Origin of the sequence: Pseudomonas paraglycinae, from assembly GCF_021601625.1 — a bacterium.
Taxonomy (GTDB): Bacteria; Pseudomonadota; Gammaproteobacteria; order Pseudomonadales; family Pseudomonadaceae; genus Aquipseudomonas; species Aquipseudomonas paraglycinae.
Map to the genome: position 1 here is coordinate 384,876 of NZ_BQHR01000001.1, position 21,896 is coordinate 406,771.

Annotated in this window: 16 protein-coding genes and 2 tRNA genes; 12 read left to right on the plus strand and 6 right to left on the minus strand. The window is 61.1% G+C overall.

All coding sequences use genetic code 11. The annotated features are described in order from the left end of the window. Positions 1–21: 21 nt before the first annotated feature. The 4 genes from L6D82_RS01685 to L6D82_RS01700 all read right to left on the minus strand — a co-directional run bounded on the left by L6D82_RS01685 (position 22) and on the right by L6D82_RS01700 (position 3,145). The gene (locus tag L6D82_RS01685) at positions 22–1,587 is read right to left on the minus strand and encodes an ABC transporter permease (RefSeq protein ID WP_236187924.1); all 1,566 of its coding nucleotides are present in this window, start codon (positions 1,585–1,587) and stop codon (positions 22–24) included. Continuing rightward, positions 1,587–2,597, minus strand: a complete 1,011-nt coding sequence (locus L6D82_RS01690; protein WP_236187925.1) for an extracellular solute-binding protein — start codon at positions 2,595–2,597, stop codon at positions 1,587–1,589. The genes L6D82_RS01685 and L6D82_RS01690 overlap by 1 nt, the downstream gene beginning before the upstream one ends. A 192-nt stretch (positions 2,598–2,789) precedes the next feature. Beyond that, a tRNA-Leu gene (locus tag L6D82_RS01695) sits at positions 2,790–2,876 on the minus strand. 182 nt (positions 2,877–3,058) lie between these two features. Further along, a tRNA-Leu gene (locus L6D82_RS01700) sits at positions 3,059–3,145 on the minus strand. A 225-nt stretch (positions 3,146–3,370) separates the two neighbouring features. Between L6D82_RS01700 and rnr the strand changes: the two genes are divergently transcribed. From rnr to L6D82_RS01755, 11 genes are all read left to right on the plus strand, one after another. Next, on the plus strand, positions 3,371–6,001 hold the full coding sequence (gene rnr / locus L6D82_RS01705; protein ID WP_102716970.1) for a ribonuclease R: 2,631 nt from the start codon (positions 3,371–3,373) through the stop codon (positions 5,999–6,001). Continuing rightward, positions 5,998–6,765 carry a 23S rRNA (guanosine(2251)-2'-O)-methyltransferase RlmB gene (gene rlmB / locus L6D82_RS01710; protein WP_007950704.1) on the plus strand — a complete coding sequence of 256 codons (768 nt, stop codon included), beginning with the start codon at positions 5,998–6,000 and terminating at the stop codon, positions 6,763–6,765. Before rnr ends, rlmB begins: the two co-directional genes overlap by 4 nt. Before the next feature lie 307 nt (positions 6,766–7,072). Continuing rightward, positions 7,073–7,501, plus strand: a complete 429-nt coding sequence (gene rpsF, locus L6D82_RS01715) for a 30S ribosomal protein S6 (protein WP_007950702.1) — start codon at positions 7,073–7,075, stop codon at positions 7,499–7,501. A gap of 28 nt (positions 7,502–7,529) precedes the next feature. After that, positions 7,530–7,760, plus strand: coding sequence for a 30S ribosomal protein S18 (rpsR, locus tag L6D82_RS01720; protein ID WP_002551829.1), 231 nt, complete (start codon positions 7,530–7,532; stop codon positions 7,758–7,760). A gap of 36 nt (positions 7,761–7,796) precedes the next feature. Continuing rightward, positions 7,797–8,687, plus strand: a complete 891-nt coding sequence (locus L6D82_RS01725; RefSeq protein ID WP_039766674.1) for a YybS family protein — start codon at positions 7,797–7,799, stop codon at positions 8,685–8,687. Between the two features lie 19 nt (positions 8,688–8,706). Then, a complete protein-coding gene (rplI, locus tag L6D82_RS01730) occupies positions 8,707–9,153 on the plus strand; it encodes a 50S ribosomal protein L9 (protein ID WP_003186385.1) in 447 nt (148 codons plus the stop codon). A 120-nt stretch (positions 9,154–9,273) separates the two neighbouring features. Continuing rightward, a complete protein-coding gene (gene dnaB / locus L6D82_RS01735; protein ID WP_011332193.1) occupies positions 9,274–10,671 on the plus strand; it encodes a replicative DNA helicase in 1,398 nt (465 codons plus the stop codon). Between the two features lie 112 nt (positions 10,672–10,783). Next, entirely contained in the window at positions 10,784–13,087 is a 2,304-nt protein-coding gene (locus L6D82_RS01740) for a YgiQ family radical SAM protein (protein ID WP_011332195.1), read from the plus strand. A gap of 340 nt (positions 13,088–13,427) precedes the next feature. Next, positions 13,428–16,703 (plus strand): transglutaminase family protein, encoded by a 3,276-nt coding sequence (locus L6D82_RS01745; protein WP_236187926.1) that lies wholly within the window; start codon positions 13,428–13,430, stop codon positions 16,701–16,703. 88 nt (positions 16,704–16,791) lie between these two features. Then, on the plus strand, positions 16,792–19,278 hold the full coding sequence (locus tag L6D82_RS01750) for a circularly permuted type 2 ATP-grasp protein (protein ID WP_236187927.1): 2,487 nt from the start codon (positions 16,792–16,794) through the stop codon (positions 19,276–19,278). After that, positions 19,278–20,168 carry a transglutaminase family protein gene (locus L6D82_RS01755; protein WP_102686776.1) on the plus strand — a complete coding sequence of 297 codons (891 nt, stop codon included), beginning with the start codon at positions 19,278–19,280 and terminating at the stop codon, positions 20,166–20,168. Before L6D82_RS01750 ends, L6D82_RS01755 begins: the two co-directional genes overlap by 1 nt. 64 nt (positions 20,169–20,232) lie before the next feature. Here the strand turns inward: L6D82_RS01755 and L6D82_RS01760 are convergent, their stop codons facing one another. Further along, a complete protein-coding gene (locus tag L6D82_RS01760; protein WP_007950694.1) occupies positions 20,233–20,412 on the minus strand; it encodes a hypothetical protein in 180 nt (59 codons plus the stop codon). A 68-nt stretch (positions 20,413–20,480) separates the two neighbouring features. After that, a complete protein-coding gene (locus L6D82_RS01765; RefSeq protein WP_085746516.1) occupies positions 20,481–21,068 on the minus strand; it encodes an LOG family protein in 588 nt (195 codons plus the stop codon). A gap of 341 nt (positions 21,069–21,409) precedes the next feature. Between L6D82_RS01765 and azu the strand changes: the two genes are divergently transcribed. Then, positions 21,410–21,856, plus strand: a complete 447-nt coding sequence (azu, locus tag L6D82_RS01770) for an azurin (RefSeq protein WP_007950684.1) — start codon at positions 21,410–21,412, stop codon at positions 21,854–21,856. The last annotated feature ends 40 nt before the right edge of the window (positions 21,857–21,896 follow it).

Sequence of the window (21,896 nt, forward strand, 5' to 3'; positions counted from 1 at the left end):
GCAGCCTCGGCTGCGATTTTTTTATCGGCTCAAATACATCCGGGTCGTCAGCAGGTACACCGGCAATCCCGACACCACAATCAACAACGCCGCATAAGGCGCCGCTGCTGCGAACTCGACATTCGCGGTGTACGCCCAGACTTCGGTCGCTAATGTGTTGAGCCCCGTCGGACTCAACAGCAGTGTCGCCGTCAGTTCTTTCATGGCATCCAGAAACACCAGAGCGAACGCCGCACCCAGTGCCGGGAAGATGATCGGCAGGGTCACTCGACAGAACGCCGTGAATGAAGAAGCGCCCAGAGTGCGGGCGGCTTCTTCGAGCTGCGGAGCCGCCTTGTTCAACGCCGTGCGGATCGGCGCCTGAGCGAGCGGCAGAAACAGCAGCGCATAAGCGATCAGCAACAGCGCGGAGGTCTGGTACAGCGCCGGCACGTAATGCAGGGCGAAATACACCAGCGTCAGGGCGATCACCAATCCCGGCAGGGCGTGCAGCAGATAGGGCAGGCGCTCGGCCCAGATCGCCAGCTGACCTTTATAGCGCACCACCAGCAGTCCGACCGGTACCGCCAGCACCAGACACAATCCCGCGCCACCCAGCGATAGTGCCAGTGACGACAGCAATGCTTCGGTGATTGCTGCCACCGGGAAGGCTGCTGACGACCCCACGGCGAGCCAGTAGGCCAGCATGCCCAGCGGAATCCCGCTGCCGACAATCGCCAGCATCAGGCAATACAGCTGACCGGCAATCGCCCAAGGCCCGAGTCGCACTTGTTCAGCCCGACGCGCCGCGCCCTGGCCAGTGCGCACATGACGGCCCTTGCCGCGCACGCGCAACTCCAGCCACAACAGCATCAGGCACAGCGCCAGCAACACTGCCGACAGCATTGCCGCGTTGGCATTGCTGAATTCCAGTTCGAATTGCTGATAGATCGCCGTGGTGAAAGTTTGCAGGCCAATGATCGACAGTGCGCCGAATTCCACGAGCATGTGCAATGCGATCAGCAATGAGCCGGCCAGCAGCGAAGGCCAGAGCAGCGGCAGGGTGACGCGGAAAAACACGCCCCAGCGATTCTGTCCCAGTGTGCGAGCCGACTCTTCAAGGGAGGGATCAAGATTGCGCAGTGTGGCGGCCACTGGCAGAAAGATCAGCGGGTACTTCGACAGGCTCATCACAAGAATCGCCCCGCCGAGTCCTTCGAACTGCGCGCTGAGCGAAACCCAGGTGAAGCTGCTGACAAATGCCGGCACCGCGAACGGCAGGCAAAGAATCACGCCCCACAGCCGTCGGCCTGGCAGATTGCTGCGCTCCAGCAACCACGCCAGCGTCAGGCCGATCACGCCACAGGTCACGGTTACGCCAACCATCAGCGCCAGCGTGTTGCGCAGCAGGCTGAACACATACGGGCGCCACAGCAAGTGCAGCGCCTCGGACCAGCCTGCTTGCCAGGCTTTGAGCCCGACGTAGGCCAGCGGCAACAGGCTCATGACCACCAGCAACAACACCGGCAGCACCAGCCAGATCGACGGCCGCTTGCGCCGTGGCACGTAACCCCCGCGTGTAGCGGGGGCGGATAACGATGCGGTCATCAGTTCAGGCCAACTTCGCGTTCCAGCTCCAAAGCTTCTTCGGCATTACCGAGATCGGCCGGCGTGACGTCCGGCGCTTCCAGTTCACTGAAAGGCTTGAGGCCGCGATCCGATTCCATGCCTTTATGCAGCGGGTATTCGGCGGTGGTCTGGGTGATCACGCGCTGGCCTTCTTCGCTGGCCATGTAGGCGAGGAATTGCTGGGCTTCTTTTGGATGTTTGCTGGATTTCAGCACGGCTGCGCTGGACACGGTGATCAGGCCGCCAACGTCACCGCCGGTGAAGTAATGCAGTTTCGAATCAAGCTGGCCTTTTTCCCGTTGCAGGGCGAACCAGTAATAGTTGTTCACCAGCACGGTGGCGACTTCGCCGTTTTCCACAGCCTTGAGGGCGACCATGTTGTTGCTGTAGGTCTTGCCGAAGGCGCGCAGACCGGTCAGCCATTCCTCGGCAGCTTCACGGCCGTGTTTTTTGATAATGGCGACAGCCTGTTCCTGGAACGCGCCGCTGGTCGATACGAACCCGACCTTGCCTTGCCACTGCGGGTCGGCGAAATCCAGTACCGATTTCGGCAGGTCCTTTTCATCGACCAGTTTCGGGTTGAAGGCCACTACACGAACCCTGGCGGTGACGCCGATCCAGGTGCCGTTACCGGCGACGTATTCTTTCGGCAGAACGGCGAGGGTCGCGTCGTCGGCCTTGGCCAGCAGGCCTTGTTCGCCGAGGTTGTTCAGCGGCGGGGATTCTTCGGTGTAGATGACGTCGGCGGGGGAGCGGTCGCCTTCTTCGATGATCTGGCTGGCCAGCTGATTGCTGCTGCCCTTGCGGACATTGACGTGAATGCCGGTCTTGGCTTCGAAGGCTTTGGCGATCGCGTCGCCGACTTCCTTGTGTTGACCGTTGTAGAGAGTCAGGGAAACCGCGTCGGCAGCCTGGGTGAGGGGAGTGGCGAGTGCCAGGCCGAGCAGGGTGAAGGTCAAGCCGCGGCGCAGGGTATTTCGAAACATCATTCGCAGGGTTCCTCACTGTCGCATTGCAAAAACTTGCAACAATGATAAACGATATTGTTTCTCAAGTGCGCCTTGCGGGGAGGGAGTTGGTCTGGTAGGCGTTGGGGCTCAGACTTTTCCAGCCCCCGGAAACGCAAAAACCCGCTTTCGCGGGTTTCTGTGATATTCAAGATCGTGACCTTGAATTTGAATTGGTGCCCAGAAGAAGACTCGAACTTCCACGACCGTAAGGTCACCAGCACCTGAAGCTGGCGTGTCTACCAATTTCACCATCTGGGCTTCATCTTCAGCGTTGCCGCTGTTGATGTGGCGCACTATACGGAGCGCCTTTTGATCTGTAAACCCCTGATTTGATTTTAATAAATCATTTTCAGAAAAAAGGCGGGGCGCAGAATGCAAAAAACCCGCTTTCGCGGGTTTTTGTGTGAGTCTTGAAACTGATCTAGTCTCAAACTCGAAATTGGTGCCCAGGAGAAGACTCGAACTTCCACGACCGTAAGGTCACCAGCACCTGAAGCTGGCGTGTCTACCAATTTCACCACCTGGGCATCTCGTCAACGTGTGTACGTCGTCGATGGCGCGCACTATACGGAGCGCCTTTTTAACTGTAAACCCCTGGCAGCAAAAAAAATGATTTTTTTTACCAGCGGTGTTCAAAACGCCCTCCAGGCGTCGATACAAGGCTCCAGACGCGTCTTATATAGTCGGAAATTTCCCGTTTGATGGCGCCTATGCCAAACTAACCCGCATATAGACAAGGTGAAAACTCTCTAATGGCCGATTGGCAGTCCCTCGATCCCGAGGCCGCTCGTGAAGCGGAAAAATATGAAAACCCTATTCCCAGCCGCGAACTGATCCTTCAGCACCTTGCTGATCGGGGTTCGCCTGCTGCCCGCGAGCAACTGGTCGAAGAGTTTGGTCTGACCACAGAAGACCAGATCGAAGCCCTGCGCCGCCGCCTGCGCGCCATGGAGCGCGACGCTCAACTGATCTACACCCGCCGTGGCACGTATGCGCCGGTGGACAAGCTCGACCTGATCCTCGGCCGCATCAGCGGTCACCGCGACGGTTTCGGCTTCCTGGTGCCGGATGACGGCTCCGACGACCTGTTCATGAGTCCGGCGCAAATGCGTCTGGTGTTCGATGGCGACCGTGCCCTGGCCCGTGTGTCCGGCCTGGACCGTCGCGGTCGTCGCGAAGGCGTGATCGTCGAAGTGGTGTCCCGTGCCCACGAAAGCATCGTCGGCCGCTACTTCGAAGAAGGCGGTATCGGCTTCGTCGTCGCGGACAACCCGAAGATCCAGCAGGAAGTGCTGGTGACGCCGGGCCGTAACGCCAACGCCCAGATCGGTCAGTTCGTCGAGGTGAAAATCACCCACTGGCCGACCCCGCGCTTCCAGCCGCAAGGTGACGTGATCGAAGTCGTCGGCAACTACATGGCGCCGGGCATGGAAATCGATGTCGCCCTGCGCACCTACGACATTCCGCACGTCTGGCCTGAAGCCGTGCTGAAGGAAGCCGGCAAGCTCAAGCCGGAAGTCGAAGAGAAAGACAAAGAGAAGCGCGTCGACCTGCGCCATCTGCCGTTCGTCACCATCGACGGCGAAGATGCCCGCGACTTCGACGACGCGGTTTACTGCGAAGCCAAGCCCGGCAAGCTGCGCCTGTTCTCCGGCGGCTGGAAGTTGTACGTGGCGATTGCCGACGTTTCCAGCTACGTGAAGATCGGTTCGGCTCTGGACAATGAAGCCCAGGTGCGCGGCAACTCGGTGTACTTCCCCGAGCGCGTGGTGCCGATGCTGCCGGAGCAGCTCTCCAACGGCCTGTGCTCGCTGAATCCACATGTCGATCGTCTGGCCATGGTTTGCGAGATGACCATCTCCAAGTCCGGCGAAATGACCGACTACTGCTTCTATGAAGCGGTGATCCATTCCCACGCTCGTCTGACCTACAACAAGGTCAGCGCGATGCTGGAAACGCCGAAGGCTACCGAAGGTCGCAAGCTGCGCGGTGAATACACCGACGTCTTGCCGCATCTGAAGCAGCTCTACGCGCTGTACAAGGTATTGCTGGCTGCCCGTCACGTGCGTGGCGCGATCGATTTCGAAACTCAGGAAACCCGGATCATCTTCGGTTCCGAGCGCAAGATTGCCGAAATCCGTCCGACCACCCGTAACGATGCACACAAGCTGATCGAGGAATGCATGCTGGCGGCCAACGTGGCCACCGCCGAATTCCTGAAGAAGCACGAAATCCCTGCGCTGTACCGCGTCCACGACGGCCCGCCACCGGAGCGTCTGGAAAAACTGCGCGCGTTCCTCGGTGAGCTCGGTCTGTCCCTGCACAAAGGCAAGGATGGTCCGTCGCCGAAGGATTATCAGGCCCTGTTGGCCAGCATCAAGGACCGTCCGGATTTCCACCTGATCCAGACCGTGATGCTGCGTTCCCTGAGCCAGGCGGTGTACAGCGCCCAGAACGAAGGCCACTTCGGCCTGAATTACGAAGCTTATACCCACTTCACCTCGCCGATCCGTCGTTACCCGGACCTGCTCACGCACCGGGCGATCCGCAGCGTGATCCATTCGAAACAGGATACTCCGCACGTTCGTCGTGCCGGGGCGATGACCATTCCGAAGGCGCGCATCTATCCGTACGACGAAGCAGCGCTGGAGCAACTCGGCGAGCAGTGCTCGATGAGCGAGCGCCGTGCCGATGAAGCGACCCGCGACGTAGTGAACTGGCTCAAGTGCGAGTTCATGAAAGACCGCGTGGGCGAATCGTTCCCGGGCGTGATCACCGCTGTGACCGGTTTCGGCCTGTTCGTCGAGCTGACCGATATCTACGTCGAAGGTCTGGTGCACGTTACGGCGCTGCCGGGCGACTACTACCACTTCGACCCTGTGCATCACCGCCTGGCGGGCGAGCGCACCGGTCGCAGCTTCCGTCTTGGCGATACCGTTGAAGTGCGCGTGATGCGCGTCGATCTCGACGAGCGCAAGATCGACTTCGAGATGGCTGAAAAAACCATCAGCGCGCCGATCGGCCGCAAGAAGCGTGGCGCCGAAACGACTGCTCCTGCAGCCAAGGTTGTGGAAGAAAAAGCTCCGGCAAAATCCACCAGCCGTCGTCCGGCCAAGGAAAAGGTTGCCGAGGCTTATCGCCCGAGCGACGCCGTGGCGAAAAACGCCGAGCTGCGCAAAAGCCGTGAAATGAAGAAGGCCTTGCTGGCCGACGCCAAAAACGGTGGTAAAGCGGCGTCCGGGGGAAAGACCGGACGGTCGGCGCCTGAAAAGGCCTCCGGCGGCAAGCCAGCCAAACCGAGCAAACACCGTAAAGGCCCGCCGAAAGCGGGTTCCGCTCCAGCCAAAAGTGGCGGGGCGCGTAAACCGAAGGCGAAGTCATGAGTCAGTTGGAAAAAATCTACGGCGTTCACGCGGTAGAAGCGTTGCTGCGTCACCACCCTAAACGCGTCAAGCAGATCTGGCTGGCTGAAAGCCGCAACGATCCGCGCGTGCAGACGCTGATCGAACTGGCCAACGAAAACCGGGTTCAGATCGGTCAGGCCGAGCGCCGTGAAATGGATGCCTGGGTCGAAGGCGTGCACCAGGGCGTGGTGGCGGACGTCAGTCCGAGCCAGGTCTGGGGCGAAGCGATGCTCGACGAGCTGCTCGATCGCACCGAAGGCGCACCGCTGTTGCTGGTGCTTGACGGCGTGACCGACCCGCACAACCTCGGCGCCTGCCTGCGTTCGGCGGACGCTGCCGGTGCGCTGGCGGTCATCGTGCCAAAAGACAAGTCGGCCACCCTGACCCCTGTGGTGCGTAAAGTGGCTTGCGGCGCGGCGGAAGTGATTCCGCTGGTGGCCGTCACCAACCTTGCGCGCACCCTGGAAAAGCTTCAGCAGCGTGGGTTGTGGATTGTCGGCACGGCGGGTGAGGCCGAGGTCAGCATCTATGACCAGGACCTGACCGGCCCGACCATCCTGATCATGGGCGCAGAAGGCAAAGGCATGCGTCGCCTGACCCGCGAGCATTGCGATTACCTGGTACACCTGCCGATGGCTGGTAGCGTCAGCAGTCTCAACGTCTCGGTTGCGACCGGCGTGTGCCTGTTCGAAGCCCAGCGCCAACGCGGTGCGAAGGCCAAGGCAGCTGCCAAAAAAGCTTAAGCATCACGCCTTTCAAAATGTGGGAGCGAGCCTGCTCGCGAAGCGGAGTTACATTCAGCATCATTGTTGGATGTTAAGCCGCCATCGCGAGCTGGCTCGCTCCCACAGTGCTTTGTGGGGTGACCCGGATTGGTGACTGTTCAAATAATCACCAATTGCCTTGCACCTCTTCAGTCCCTTCTCTACAATTGCGCCCCTTGCTGTGGCGGCAGGCATGCATGTGCCCCGCGCCAGCAAGTCCATAAGTGTCATTCACTCCTTGTCTGACCGTTTTTGAGCGGCAGGCTACAACCCGTAAGGAGCATTCATGCGTCATTACGAAATCATCTTTCTGGTCCACCCTGACCAGAGCGAGCAAGTCGGCGGCATGGTTGAGCGTTACACCAAGCTGATCGAAGAAGACGGCGGCAAAATCCACCGTCTGGAAGACTGGGGCCGTCGTCAACTGGCCTACGCAATCAACAATGTTCACAAGGCTCACTACGTGATGCTGAACGTTGAGTGCACCGGCAAGGCCCTGGCCGAGCTGGAAGACAACTTCCGCTACAACGATGCTGTGATCCGTAACCTGGTCATCCGTCGCGACGAAGCCGTTACCGGCCAGTCCGAGATGCTCAAGGCTGAAGAAAACCGCAGTGAGCGCCGTGAGCGTCGCGAACGTCCTGAGCACGATGGCAGCGCCGATGGCGATGACAGCGATAGCGACAGCGACAACAGCGATAACGCTGACGAGTAATCCACGGACCTTTTAAGGAGCCTATCAAATGGCACGTTTCTTCCGTCGTCGTAAATTCTGCCGCTTCACCGCTGAAGACGTGAAGGAGATCGATTACAAAGATCTCAACACTCTGAAAGCCTACGTATCCGAGACCGGCAAAATCGTTCCAAGCCGCATCACCGGTACCAAAGCTCGTTATCAGCGTCAGCTGGCCACCGCTATCAAGCGCGCCCGCTTCCTGGCCCTGCTGGCCTACACCGACAGCCACGGCCGCTGAGACCGGGCAGTCGACAAGTAGCAAAGGATTGAATGCATGCGTGCCTTAGCTGAGTTCATCATGCGCGGCCGTATGCAGGCCACTCTCGTAGTGGCCGGGTGTGCAACATTGCCGTTGTTGTATTGGTTGGGTGCTGCCGCCGGGAGCCTGGTGCTTCTGCGGCGCGGATTGACCGACGCCCTGGGCGTCGTGTCGCTGGGACTGCTGCCGGCATTGATATGGTGGTTGTATGCCGATGACCCACGGGCACTTCTGGTGCTGCTGGGGTCTTCGGGGCTTGCGCTGGTGTTGCGCGCAAGCGAGTCCTGGGTCCGCACGCTGCTGGTCAGCGTAGCCATGGGGCTGGTGTTTTCAGTGGTGCTCGGGGCGGCGTTTGCGCCCCAGATCGAGATGCTGGCGCAGGCCTTGGTAAAGGTCATGCCCGCGCTTCTCGGTGATGCCTACCAACAATTGTCGGTAGACGAGCAGGCGCGTTTCGCGTCGCTGATCGCACCGGTCCTGACCGGCCTGATTGCGGCCTTGTTGCAGATCGTCAGCGTGCTGAGCCTGATTGTCGGGCGTTACTGGCAGGCGTTGTTGTACAACCCGGGTGGTTTTGGTCGCGAGTTTCGCGCCATCCGGATCCCGCTGGGACCGGCGATGTTACTGCTGGCGTTGATGCTTCTGGGCCCGAATCTCGGTGCACAGATGGCCATGTTGACGCCGTTGTGCAGTGTACCGCTGGTGTTCGCCGGGCTGGCCCTGATTCACGGGCTGGTGGCGCAAAGGCGACTGGCCGGTTTCTGGCTGGTGGGGTTGTACGTGACGCTGTTGCTGTTCATGCAGCTGATCTATCCGTTGCTCGTGGTTCTGGCCATTGTCGACAGCCTGATTGATTTTCGCGGTCGGGTGTCGAAAGACACCGATAACGCGAACGGTGAAGGTTAAAAGTTAAGAGGATTTCCACATGCAACTGATCCTTCTGGAAAAAATCGCCAACCTGGGCAACCTGGGCGACAAAGTAAACGTTAAGGCCGGTTACGGCCGTAACTACCTGCTGCCTTTCGGCAAAGCCACCGCTGCGACCGCTGCCAACCTGGCTGCGTTCGAAGAGCGTCGCGCTGAGCTGGAAAAAGCCGCCGCAGACCGTAAAGCATCGGCTGAAAGCCGTGCTGCCCAACTGGCCGAGCTGGAAGTGACCATCACTGCCACCGCTGGCGACGAAGGCAAGCTGTTCGGTTCGATCGGTACTCACGACATCGCTGACGCACTGACCGCCTCCGGCGTTGAAGTTGCGAAAAGCGAAGTTCGTCTGCCGAACGGCACCATCCGCAACGTGGGTGAATTCGACGTGGCTGTGCACCTGCACGCCGAAGTTGAAGCCACCGTACGCGTTGTCGTGGTAGCAGCTTAAGCAACACCCTGATCGACTGGCGGCTTGTCCGTCAGACGGTTAACATCGGGCACGATCCTGTTTACAGGTCGTGCCCTTTGTCTTTTTGCACTCCCTGCTTTTCCTGATTAAAAAGTGGCCATGAACGAAATCTCCGCTCCCGAGCAATACGATCTGCAAACCGCCGCGCTGAAGGTGCCGCCGCATTCCATCGAGGCCGAACAGGCCGTGCTCGGTGGTCTGATGCTGGACAACAACGCCTGGGAACGTGTGCTCGATCAAGTCTCCGACGGCGATTTCTACCGACATGACCACCGTCTGATTTTCCGGGCGATCGCCAAACTGGCCGATCAGAACCTGCCGATCGACGTCGTGACCCTTGCCGAGCAACTGGACAAGGAAGGTCAGACCTCGCAGGTCGGCGGCCTCGGTTACCTTGGCGAGCTGGCGAAAAACACGCCGTCCGTCGCCAACATCAAGGCCTATGCGCAGATCGTCCGCCAGCGTGCGACGTTGCGTCAGCTGATCGGTATCAGCACCGAAATTGCCGACAGCGCCTTCAATCCCGAAGGCCGCACCGCCGAGGAAATCCTCGACGAAGCCGAGCGGCAGATCTTCGCGATTGCCGAGGCCCGGCCAAAAACCGGCGGTCCGGTGGGCGTGAATGACCTGTTGACCAAGGCCATCGACCGCATCGACACCCTGTTCAACACCGCCGACTCGATCACCGGCCTGTCCACCGGCTACACCGACCTCGACGAGAAGACCAGCGGCCTGCAACCGGCCGACTTGATCATCGTCGCCGGCCGTCCGTCGATGGGTAAGACCACCTTCGCGATGAACCTGGTGGAAAACGCCGTACTGCGCAGCGACAAGGTGGTGCTGGTGTACTCCCTCGAGATGCCAGGTGAATCGCTGATCATGCGTATGCTGTCGTCCCTCGGTCGTATCGACCAGACCAAGGTGCGTTCCGGCCAGCTGGAAGACGACGACTGGCCGCGCCTGACCTCGGCGGTCAACCTGCTCAACGACCGCAAGCTGTTCATCGATGACACCGCCGGCATCAGCCCGTCGGAGATGCGTGCCCGGACCCGGCGTCTGGTGCGCGAGCACGGCGACATCGGCCTGATCATGATCGACTACCTGCAGCTGATGCAGATCCCCGGCTCCAGCGGTGACAACCGGACCAACGAGATTTCCGAGATCTCCCGATCCCTGAAAGCCCTGGCCAAGGAATTCAACTGCCCGGTAGTCGCCCTGTCGCAGCTCAACCGTTCCCTGGAACAACGTCCCAACAAGCGTCCGGTGAACTCCGACTTGCGGGAATCCGGAGCGATCGAGCAGGACGCCGACGTGATCATGTTCGTGTACCGGGACGAGGTGTATCACCCGGAGACCGAGCACAAGGGCATCGCCGAAATCATCATCGGCAAGCAGCGGAACGGCCCGATCGGCTTCATCCGCCTGGCCTTCATTGGCAAGTACACCCGCTTCGAAAACCTCGCGCCGGGCAGCTATAACTTCGACGACGACGAGTAAATCTGTCGTCGTCTGAAAGCCCCTGATATTTCCGACCACAGCCGTCGGAATTGGTCATTTTTTGTGCTATATTCCGCGCCCGCGATTTTGCACCTCAACACCGGTCATCGACATGCAAGCAGCCAAGCCGTTATTTGACTATCCAAAATACTGGGCCGAATGTTTCGGGCCGGCGCCATTCCTGCCGATGAGCAGGGAGGAGATGGATCAGCTTGGCTGGGATTCCTGCGACATCATCATTGTTACGGGAGATGCCTACGTCGATCACCCGTCGTTCGGCATGGCGATCATCGGCCGGCTGCTGGAGTCGCAAGGCTTCCGCGTCGGGATCATCGCGCAGCCTAACTGGCAGTCCAAAGACGACTTCATGAAGCTCGGCGAGCCGAACCTGTTCTTCGGCGTCGCGGCCGGCAACATGGACTCGATGATCAACCGCTACACCGCGGACAAGAAAATCCGTTCCGACGACGCCTACACCCCGGGTGGCATGGCGGGCAAACGTCCGGATCGCGCGAGCCTGGTTTATAGCCAGCGCTGCAAGGAAGCCTACAAGCACGTGCCGATCGTGCTCGGCGGCATCGAAGCCTCCCTGCGCCGCATCGCCCACTACGACTACTGGCAGGATCGCGTGCGCAACTCGATCCTGATCGACGCCAGCGCCGACATCCTGCTGTACGGCAACGCCGAGCGCGCGATTGTCGAAGTCGCCCAGCGTCTGTCCTACGGTCACAAGATCGAAGACATCACCGATGTGCGCGGCACCGCGTTCATCCGTCGCGACACGCCGGCGGGCTGGTACGAAGTCGACTCCACGCGGATCGACCGTCCGGGCAAGATCGACAAGATCATCAACCCGTACGTCAATACCCAGGATACTCAGGCCTGCGCGATCGAGCAGGAGAAGGGTCCGGTTGAAGATCCGGAAGAAGCCAAGGTCGTACAGATCCTGGCAAGTCCCAAGATGACCCGCGACAAGACCGTGATCCGCCTGCCGTCGATGGAAAAGGTGCGTAACGATCCGGTCCTGTACGCCCACGCCAACCGCGTGCTGCACCTGGAAACCAACCCGGGCAACGCCCGTGCGCTGGTACAGAAGCATGGCGAGATCGACGTCTGGTTCAACCCGCCTCCGATTCCGATGACCACCGAAGAAATGGACTACGTGTTCGGCATGCCTTACGCACGTGTTCCGCACCCTGCGTACGGCAAGGAAAAAATCCCGGCCTACGACATGATCCGCTTTTCGGTGAACATCATGCGTGGCTGCTTCGGTGGCTGCACCTTCTGCTCGATCACCGAGCACGAAGGCCGGATCATCCAGAACCGTTCCGAAGAGTCGATCATTCGCGAAATCGAAGAGATCCGCGACAAGGTGCCGGGTTTCACAGGCGTCATTTCCGACCTCGGCGGCCCGACCGCGAACATGTACCGCATCGCCTGCAAGAGCCCGGAAATCGAATCCGCGTGCCGCAAGCCGTCCTGCGTGTTCCCGGGCATCTGCCCGAACCTGAACACCGACCACTCGTCGCTGATTCAGCTGTACCGCAGCGCCCGTGCCTTGCCGGGTGTGAAGAAGATTTTGATCGCCTCCGGCCTGCGTTACGACCTCGCGGTCGAATCGCCGGAGTACGTCAAGGAGCTGGTGACCCACCACGTCGGTGGTTACCTGAAGATCGCCCCGGAACACACCGAGGAAGGTCCGCTCAACCAGATGATGAAACCGGGGATCGGCACCTACGATCGCTTCAAGCGCATGTTCGAGAAGTACACCAAGGAAGCCGGGAAAGAGCAGTACCTGATTCCGTACTTCATCGCCGCGCACCCGGGCACCACCGACGAAGACATGATGAACCTGGCCCTGTGGCTCAAGGGCAACGGATTCCGTGCCGACCAGGTGCAGGCGTTCTACCCGTCGCCGATGGCCACCGCTACCGCGATGTACCACTCGGGCAAGAACCCGCTGCGCAAGGTCACCTACAAGAGCGACGGCGTGACCATCGTCAAGAGCGAGGAGCAGCGTCGTCTGCACAAGGCGTTCCTGCGTTATCACGACCCGAAAGGCTGGCCGATGCTGCGTGAAGCGCTGACCCGCATGGGCCGCGCCGACCTGATCGGGCCGGGCAAGCACCAGTTGATCCCGCTGCATCAGCCGGCCACCGACAGCTACCAGAGTGCCCGTCGCAAGAACTCGACGCCGGCCGGCAGCCACAAGGTCGCGAAAGAGAAGACCACCAAGATCCTCACCCAGCACACCGGTCTGCCTCCACGCGCCAGTGATGGCGGCAATCCTTGGGACAAGCGTGAACAGGCCAAGGCCGCGGCATTCGCCCGCAACCAGCAGGCCGCCAAGGAGCGCAAGGAAGCCGCGAAAGGCAAAGGGCCGAAACCGGCACGCAAGCCGGTCGTACCGCGCTAACGAGAACGCCAACCTTCGGGTTGGCGTTTTGCATTTAGGAGCTCAATGATCGTTCCCACGTCGAACCGTCTGCGTGGGAATGCCTCCAGGGACGCTCCGCGTCCAGTGACGCAGAGCGTCACGGGCTGCATTCCCACGCAGGAGCGTGGGAACGATCACGGGAGAGGGTCAGGGGAAGGGGCTCCTCGCAACATTTGCGTGCAACTGTGCCAAACCATTTCACCGCATCGCCCGATTTTGGTGCTGTACTGCCCTAAGCATTCCGGGAAAGCGCCCAAGCCTCTGCATGGCATAAGTCTTGCGCGCTTTCGAATACGCTTGGGCTCGCAGGAGGCACGCCGTGTCGATTCATGTCGCATTGCATCACGTCACCCATTACCGCTACGACCGCGCTGTCGAACTCGGCCCGCAGATCGTGCGGCTGCGCCCGGCTGCCCACAGCCGCACGCGGATTCTGTCCTATTCACTGAAAGTCTCGCCCGAGCAGCACTTCATCAACTGGCAGCAGGACCCTCAGGGCAACTACCTCGCACGGCTGGTGTTCCCCGAGAAAACCGCCGAACTGCGGATCGAGGTCGATCTGCTGGCCGAGATGGCGGTGTTCAACCCGTTCGACTTTTTCCTCGAGCCCTACGCCGAGAAAATCCCCTTCGCCTACGCCGCCGATGAACGCAAGGAGCTGGCGCCGTACCTCGAAACCCTGCCGCTGACGCCGAAATTCAAGGCCTATCTGGACGCCATCGACCGCACGCCGCTGCCGGCCGTGGATTTCCTGGTGGCGCTCAACCAGCGTTTGAGCGAAGACATCAATTACCTGATCCGCATGGAGCCGGGCGTACAGACCCCGGAACACACCCTCGAACACGCCTCCGGTTCCTGCCGCGATTCGGCGTGGCTGCTGGTGCAACTGCTGCGTAACCTCGGGCTGGCGGCGCGTTTCGTCTCCGGTTATCTGATTCAACTGACCGCCGATGTGAAAAGCCTCGACGGCCCGTCCGGCACCGAAGTGGACTTCACCGACCTGCACGCGTGGTGCGAAGTGTATCTGCCCGGCGCCGGCTGGATCGGCCTTGATGCGACTTCCGGACTGTTCGCCGGTGAAGGGCATATCCCGCTGGCCTGCAGTCCCGATCCATCGTCGGCGGCGCCGATCAGCGGTCTGGTGGAGCCTTGCGAGTGCGAATTCAGCCACGAAATGTCCGTGGAGCGAATCTGGGAAGCACCGCGGGTCACCAAGCCCTACACCGATGAGCAATGGCTGGCGATCCAGGCGCTGGGCCGGCAGATCGATGCCGACCTGCTGGAAGGCGATGTGCGCCTGACCATGGGCGGCGAGCCGACCTTCGTGTCCATCGACGACCCCGACGGCGCCGAATGGAACACCGCCGCGCTGGGCCCGGACAAGCGCCGGCTCTCCGCCGAACTGTTCCAGCGCATGCGCAAGCACTACGCGCCCAAAGGGCTGGTGCATTTCGGCCAGGGCAAATGGTATCCGGGTGAGCAACTGCCGCGCTGGTCGCTGAATTGCTACTGGCGCCGCGACGGCGTGCCGATCTGGCATAACGATGCACTGATCGCCGATGAGCAGCAGGATTACGGCGCCACGGGTGAACTGGCCGGGCGCTTTCTGGCGAGCGTCGCCGAACGCCTGAAACTGCCGACACGCTTCGTCTTCCCGGCCTACGAAGACAATTTCTATTACCTCTGGCGCGAGGGCGCCTTGCCGAGCAACGTCAGCGCCGAAGACTCGCGCCTGGAGGAGCCGCTGGAACGTGCGCGACTGCGCAAGGTGTTCAGTCAGGGGTTGGACAAGATCATCGGCCAGGTGCTGCCGCTGGCGCGCACCGCCAAGGGCGATCAATGGCAGAGTGGGCGCTGGTATCTGCGCGATGAGCATTGCCGGTTGGTGCCGGGAGATTCGCCGCTCGGCTATCGCCTGCCATTGGGGTCGCAGCCTTGGGTGAAAGCGGCGGAGTATCCGTTCATTCATCCGAACGACCCGAACCAGGACTTCCCCGAACTGCCCGAAACATCGCAGCTCAAAGAACACGGCGAGCCGGCGCTGGCGGACGAACGTGTGCCGAAGATCGACGAGTCCGCCGACTGGCTGACCCGCACCGCCTTCTGCGCCGAGGCCCGGGAAGGCCGGTTGTACCTGTTCATGCCGCCACTGGAGCGGGTCGAGGATTATCTGGAGCTGGTGGCCGCCATCGAAGCTACCGCCGAGGAGCTGCATTGCCCGGTATTGCTGGAGGGCTACGAGCCGCCGAACGATCCGCGCCTGAGCAATTTCCGCATCACCCCGGATCCCGGCGTGATCGAGGTCAACGTGCAGCCGTCGGCGACCTGGGACGAGCTGGTCGAGCGCACCGAATTTCTGTACGAAGAAGCGCGCCAGACCCGACTGTCCACCGAGAAATTCATGGTCGACGGGCGACATACCGGAACCGGCGGCGGCAACCATTTCGTGCTCGGCGGCGCGACACCGGGCGATTCACCGTTTCTGCGCCGTCCGGATCTGCTGCGCAGCCTGATCAGCTACTGGCACAACCATCCTTCGCTGTCCTACCTGTTTTCCGGCCTGTTCATTGGCCCGACCTCTCAGGCACCGCGAGTCGATGAAGCGCGCAACGATGCGCTGTATGAGCTGGAAATCGCTTTCGCGCAGATGCCGGCGCCGGGAGAGGAATGCCCGCCGTGGTTGGTCGATCGCTTGTTGCGCAATCTGCTGATCGACGTCACTGGCAACACCCATCGCGCGGAGTTCTGCATCGACAAGCTGTATTCACCGGATGGCGCCACTGGGCGCCTCGGTCTGCTGGAGTTGCGTGCGTTCGAGATGCCGCCCCATGCGCGCATGAGTTTGGCTCAGCAACTGTTGTTGCGGGCGCTGATGGCGCGGTTCTGGCGCGAGCCTTATGCGCCGCCGAAACTGGTGCGCTGGGGTACGGAGCTGCACGACCGTTTCCTGCTGCCGCATTTCATCGAGCAGGACTTCGCCGACGTCATCGTCGAACTCAACAATGCCGGTTATCCACTGCGCGCCGAATGGTTCGCGGCGCACCTTGAATTTCGTTTCCCCAAGGTCGGCGATTACGCCGTCAACGGTATCGAGCTGGAATTGCGTCAGGCCCTTGAACCCTGGCATGTCTTGGGCGAGGAGGGCGCGGCGGGCGGTACGGTGCGCTACGTCGACTCATCGCTGGAGCGCTTGCAGGTCAAACTCACGGGACTGCCGCCGCAGCGTTACCTGCTGACCTGCAATGGAATACCGGTGCCGCTGCAATCGACCGGCCGGGTGGGCGAGTTTGTCGCGGGTGTGCGTTTCCGCGCGTGGCAACCGGCCAATTGCCTGCAACCGACGATCCCGGTGCATGCGCCGCTGGTATTCGACTTGCTCGATACCTGGATGCAGCGCTCGCTGGGCGGCTGCCAGTACCACGTCGCCCATCCGGGCGGGCGCAATTACGAAACGCTGCCGGTCAACGCCAACGAGGCGGAGAGCCGGCGCATGGCGCGTTTCTTCCGCATCGGACATACGCCGGGGAAACTTCCGATACCCAATGTCGAAACGAACGACGAGCTACCGATGACTCTCGATTTACGACGTTTTTGATTCGTACACGACCCCCGGATTTTTCGTATATCCGGGCGTCATGTGCCTGCGTTAGTCTGACCGTTCCTTGCCGGCTGCCGAGCTTTCCATGCCTGACCTGCTTGACCGCTACCCGCTGACGGCGGGCACCTATCACGAACTGCTCGACGACAGCGGGGCGGTGCGCCCGCACTGGCGGCGACTGGTCGACCAATTGCAGCGCAGCACCCCGGCGCAACTGGTGCAGCGTCAGGCGTTGCTGACCCGGCAGATTCAGGAAAACGGCGTCACCTACAACGTCTATGCCGACCCCAAGGGCGCGGATCGTCCGTGGGAACTGGATCTGCTGCCCCACGTGATCGCCGCTGACGAGTGGCAACAACTGTCCGCCGGAATCGCCCAGCGCGCGCGGCTGCTCAATGCGGTGCTGGCGGATCTGTACGGCCCGCAGCGGCTGATCAGCGAAGGGCTGCTGCCGGCAGAACTGGTGTTCGGCCATAACAACTTCCTCTGGCCCTGTCAGGGCATTGCGCCACCGGACGGGGCCTTTCTGCATCTGTATGCCGTGGATCTTGCGCGCACGCCCGACGGGCGCTGGTGGGTGACGGCGGATCGTACCCAGGCGCCATCCGGCGCCGGTTACGCGCTGGAAAATCGCACCATCGTGTCCCGCGCCTTTCCCGAGTTGTACCGGGATCTGAAAGTGCAGCATCTGGCCGGCTTCTTCCGCACCTTGCAGGAAACCCTGGCCCGTCAGGCCCCCTGCGACGATGACGCGCCGCTGGTGGTGTTGCTGACCCCGGGGCGTTTCAACGAAAGCTATTTCGAGCATCTCTATCTCGCCCGCCAGCTCGGTTATCCGCTGGTGGAGGGTGGAGACCTGACGGTGCGTGATGCCACGGTCTACCTGAAAACCCTCAGCGGCCTGCGCCGGGTGCACGCGATCATGCGCCGGCTCGACGATGACTTCTGCGATCCGCTGGAATTGCGCACGGATTCGGCGCTCGGCGTTCCGGGATTGCTGGAGGCGGTGCGTCAGGGCCGGGTGCTGGTGGCGAACGCGCTGGGCAGTGGCGTGCTGGAGTCGCCGGGGTTGCTGGGTTTCCTGCCGAAGATCAATCAGTACCTGTTCGGCGAAGAGCTGATTCTGCCGTCCATTGCCACGTGGTGGTGCGGCGAAGCGCCGGTGTTGGCCCAGGCCCTGGAAAAACTGCCGGAGCTGTTGATCAAACCGGCGTTTCCGTCGCAAAGTTTTGCGCCGGTATTTGGTCGGGATCTGAGCGAAAAACAGCGTGAAAGTCTCGCCGCGCGCATGCAGGCCCGGCCTTATGCTTATGTCGCGCAAGAACTCGCCCAGTTGTCCCAGGCGCCGATCTGGCAGCCCGAGGACGGGCAACTGCAACCCCGGGCAATCGGCATGCGCATGTACGCGGTGGCGAGTCACGACGGTTATCGGGTGCTGCCCGGTGGCCTGACCCGGGTCGCGGCAGAAGCCGATGCCGAAGTGGTGTCGATGCAGCGCGGTGGCGCGAGCAAGGACACTTGGGTGCTGGGGGATCGACCGCCCAGCGGTGAACAGTGGAAAGCCCAGCGCAACATCGGTGTGCCCGATCTGGTGCGACGCGATCCGTATCTGCCGTCGCGGGTGGTGGAAAACCTGTTCTGGTTCGGCCGTTACTGCGAGCGTTGCGACGACAGCGCGCGGCTGCTGCGGATCATGCTCGCGCGTTACGTCGACGGCGATGACCCGCAAGCCCTGCAGGCTGCGGTGGATCTGGGCGAGCGACTGATGCTGCTGCCGGACGAAGGTGAACTGCCGGAGCGCTTGCTCGCGGCGCTGCTCGGCGAGGACTGGTCGTTCAGTTTGCGTTCCAACCTGCAACGCTTGCAGTGGGCGGCATCGCAAGTGCGTGGCAAGCTCTCGCGGGAAAACTGGCAGGCGCTGGTGGAGCTGCAGCGTGAGGCTTCAGAGCTGGACACTGACGAGCCGGATTTCGGCGAACTGCTGGATTTTCTCAACCGGTTGGTGATGTCGCTGGCGGCGCTGTCCGGGTTTGCCCTTGACGACATGACTCGCGACGAAGGCTGGCGCTTCCTGATGATCGGCCGGCGGATCGAGCGCCTGCAATTTCTCAGCAGCAGCCTCGCGGGTTTCTTGCGCGGCGCTGGCGCGTTCGATCAGGCCGGGCTTGAGTGGTTGCTTGAGCTGGGCAACAGCAGCATCACCTATCGCTCGCGTTATCTGGCGGTGGCGCAGTTGATTCCGGTGCTCGACCTGTTGCTGCTGGATGAGCAGAACCCCCATGCGGTGCTGTTCCAGTTGAAGCTGGTGACTCGCACCTTGAAGCGGCTGAATGATGACTTCGGTGTGCCGAGGGAGGCAGGATTGCCGCCGCTGGTCGAGCGTCTGGCGCGCTTCGATCTGAGCTGTCTGGAGAATCCGCTGTTCGGCGAATCCAGCGTGCGCGCGGCCCTCGACGGTCTGGCGGACCTGCTGCAGGAAATCGCCGACGCCAGCAGTCAGGTGTCGGATCGACTGGCCCTGCGCCATTTCGCCCATGTCGATGATGTCAGCCAGCGCACGGTGTCCGTCTGATGAGTGCCCATTACCAGATCCTTCACGACACCTGCTATCGCTACGACAGCCCGGTGTCCCTGGCCCAGCAACTGGCGCATCTGTGGCCGCGCGAATGCGAGTGGCAGCGCTGCAGCGAGCAGCAATTGCTGATCAGTCCGGAGCCGACCGCCCGCCGTGACGAGCAGGATGTGTTCGGCAATCCGCTGACTCGCCTCGCCTTCGAACGACCCCACGATGAATTGCAGGTCAACGCACGGCTGACGGTGGAAGTGCTGGCGCGACCCGTGGTGGATTTCCAGCAGTCACCGGCCTGGGAACTGACGCGCAACGCGCTGACCTACAGCAGTCAACCGCTGTCCGCCTCGTTGCTGGAAGCCTGTCGCTATCGATTCCAGTCGCCCTACGTGCATCTGAAGCGCAGTTTCGTCGAGTTCTCGGAGAGCTGTTTCCCGACCGGCAGACCGTTGATGCTGGGCGTGCAGGCCCTGATGCAGAAGATCTTCAGCGAATTCACCTTCGATGCCGAAGCGACACAGGTCGCGACGCCGCTGGTGGAAGTGCTGGAGCGCCGGCGCGGGGTCTGTCAGGACTTCGCGCACCTGATGCTCGCCTGTGTGCGCTCACGCGGGTTGGCGGCGCGTTACGTCAGCGGCTACCTGCTGACCCAGCCGCCACCGGGGCAGCCACGGTTGATCGGCGCCGATGCGTCCCATGCCTGGGTTTCGGTGTTTTGCCCGGTGCTGGGCTGGGTGGACTTCGATCCGACAAACAATGTGCAGCCGGCACTGGAGCACATCACCCTGGCCTGGGGCCGGGATTTCTCCGATGTCTCGCCGTTGCGTGGGGTGATTCTGGGGGGAGGGAGCCATGATCCGGAGGTGCGGGTCACGGTGATGCCACTGGAGTAAGTGCGATCCATCGTGGGAGCCAGTCAGCTCCCACAATGGAGGGTGTTCAATTTCGCGATTCAGCTCAGGCGTCGGGTGCCTGGTCTTTCGGTGCCTCAACATCATCATCGGTCGCCACTTCACCGTCAGGGTTCAGTGCCGCTTCTTCAGCCATCTGTTTCTTGCGCTGAAGCTTTTCCTCTTTCTTCTGTTCCTTGGCCAGGTCACGTTGACGTTTGGCGAAGGAGTAATTGGGTTTGGCCATGGGCGATCCTCTGGGGTCGAAGGTGAGGTTGAGCGGCGCGTATTCTGCCCTGTATCGGTGCCCGGCGGTTAACCGGGTTTCTGGTCGACCCATTTTGGCGTGACGGTGGGCTTCCAGTTGTCGAGGGCTTCGAGCAGTGTTTGCGGCGATTCACTCACTTGCAGCATGTCACGGTGCGGCGCACGAACGAAGCCTTCGCCGACGATGTGATCGAGAAATGCAGTGAGTTTGCTGTAGAAACCGTTCACTTCCAGCAGGCCCAGCGGCTTGCCGTGGTAGCCGAGCTGGCCCCAGGTCCAGACTTCGAACAACTCTTCCAGGGTGCCGAGGCCACCGGGCAGGGCGATGAACGCATCGCTGAGTTCGGCCATCCGCGCCTTGCGCGCGTGCATGCCGTCGACTACTTCCAGACGGGTCAGGCTCTTGTGACCTATTTCCTTGTCCATCAGGCTCTGCGGAATGATGCCGATCACTTCGCCACCGGCCGCCAGCGCGGCGTCAGCGACAATCCCCATCAGACCGACGGCGCCACCGCCGTAGACCAGCGTCAGCTTACGTTCTGCGAGAGCTGTGCCGAGGGCAATGGCGGCTTTGGTGTACGCCGGGGTGGTGCCGGCGTTGGCACCGCAAAATACACAAACGGATGTGAGAGACATGCCTTCCTCCTGGGTCAATCGGTCACAGGGTAATGGCTGGCACGCCTTGATCCAAGGGCTAGACTTCGCGTTTCGGGGTTTCATAGGTGCCGCTTGCACCACAGGCGTAGGCGGCGAGCAGACTGCACAACAGGCTGTTGAAGGACATGACGGATGCTCCAGATGAACGTTGAGCCCTGAAGATACGGCCCGGCCAAACGTCTGGCTGTTAGATTGTTTCGATGAGTGTCATAGCCTGAAAGTTGTATACAATTTTTGACTCAAGTCATAGGAACTTGCGAAGATTTCAGGCAGTCTTCCAACCATTCGTGTTTTTGTTAACCCTGCCTTGGAGATTCACCATGTTTTCCAAAGTTGTTGCGGTATCCCTGCTGGCGCTGGCCAGCAGCCAATTGATGGCTGCCGAGTGCAAAACCACCGTTGACTCCACCGACCAGATGTCCTTCAACACCAAGGCCATCGAGATCGACAAGAGCTGCAAGACCTTCACCGTCGAGCTGACCCACTCCGGCAGCCTGCCGAAGAACGTCATGGGCCATAACCTGGTGATCAGCAAAGAAGCCGACATGCAGCCGATCGCCACCGACGGCCTGGCCGCCGGCATCGACAAGAACTACCTGAAGGACGGTGACGAGCGCGTTATCGCTCACACCAAGATCATCGGCGCCAAGGAAACCGACTCGCTGACCATCGACGTGTCCAAGCTCAAGGCTGACGAGAAATACGGCTTCTTCTGCTCGTTCCCAGGCCACATCTCGATGATGAAAGGCACCGTGACCCTGAAGTAAGCAATACAAGGTCAAAAAAAAAGCGTCCTGAAGGACGCTT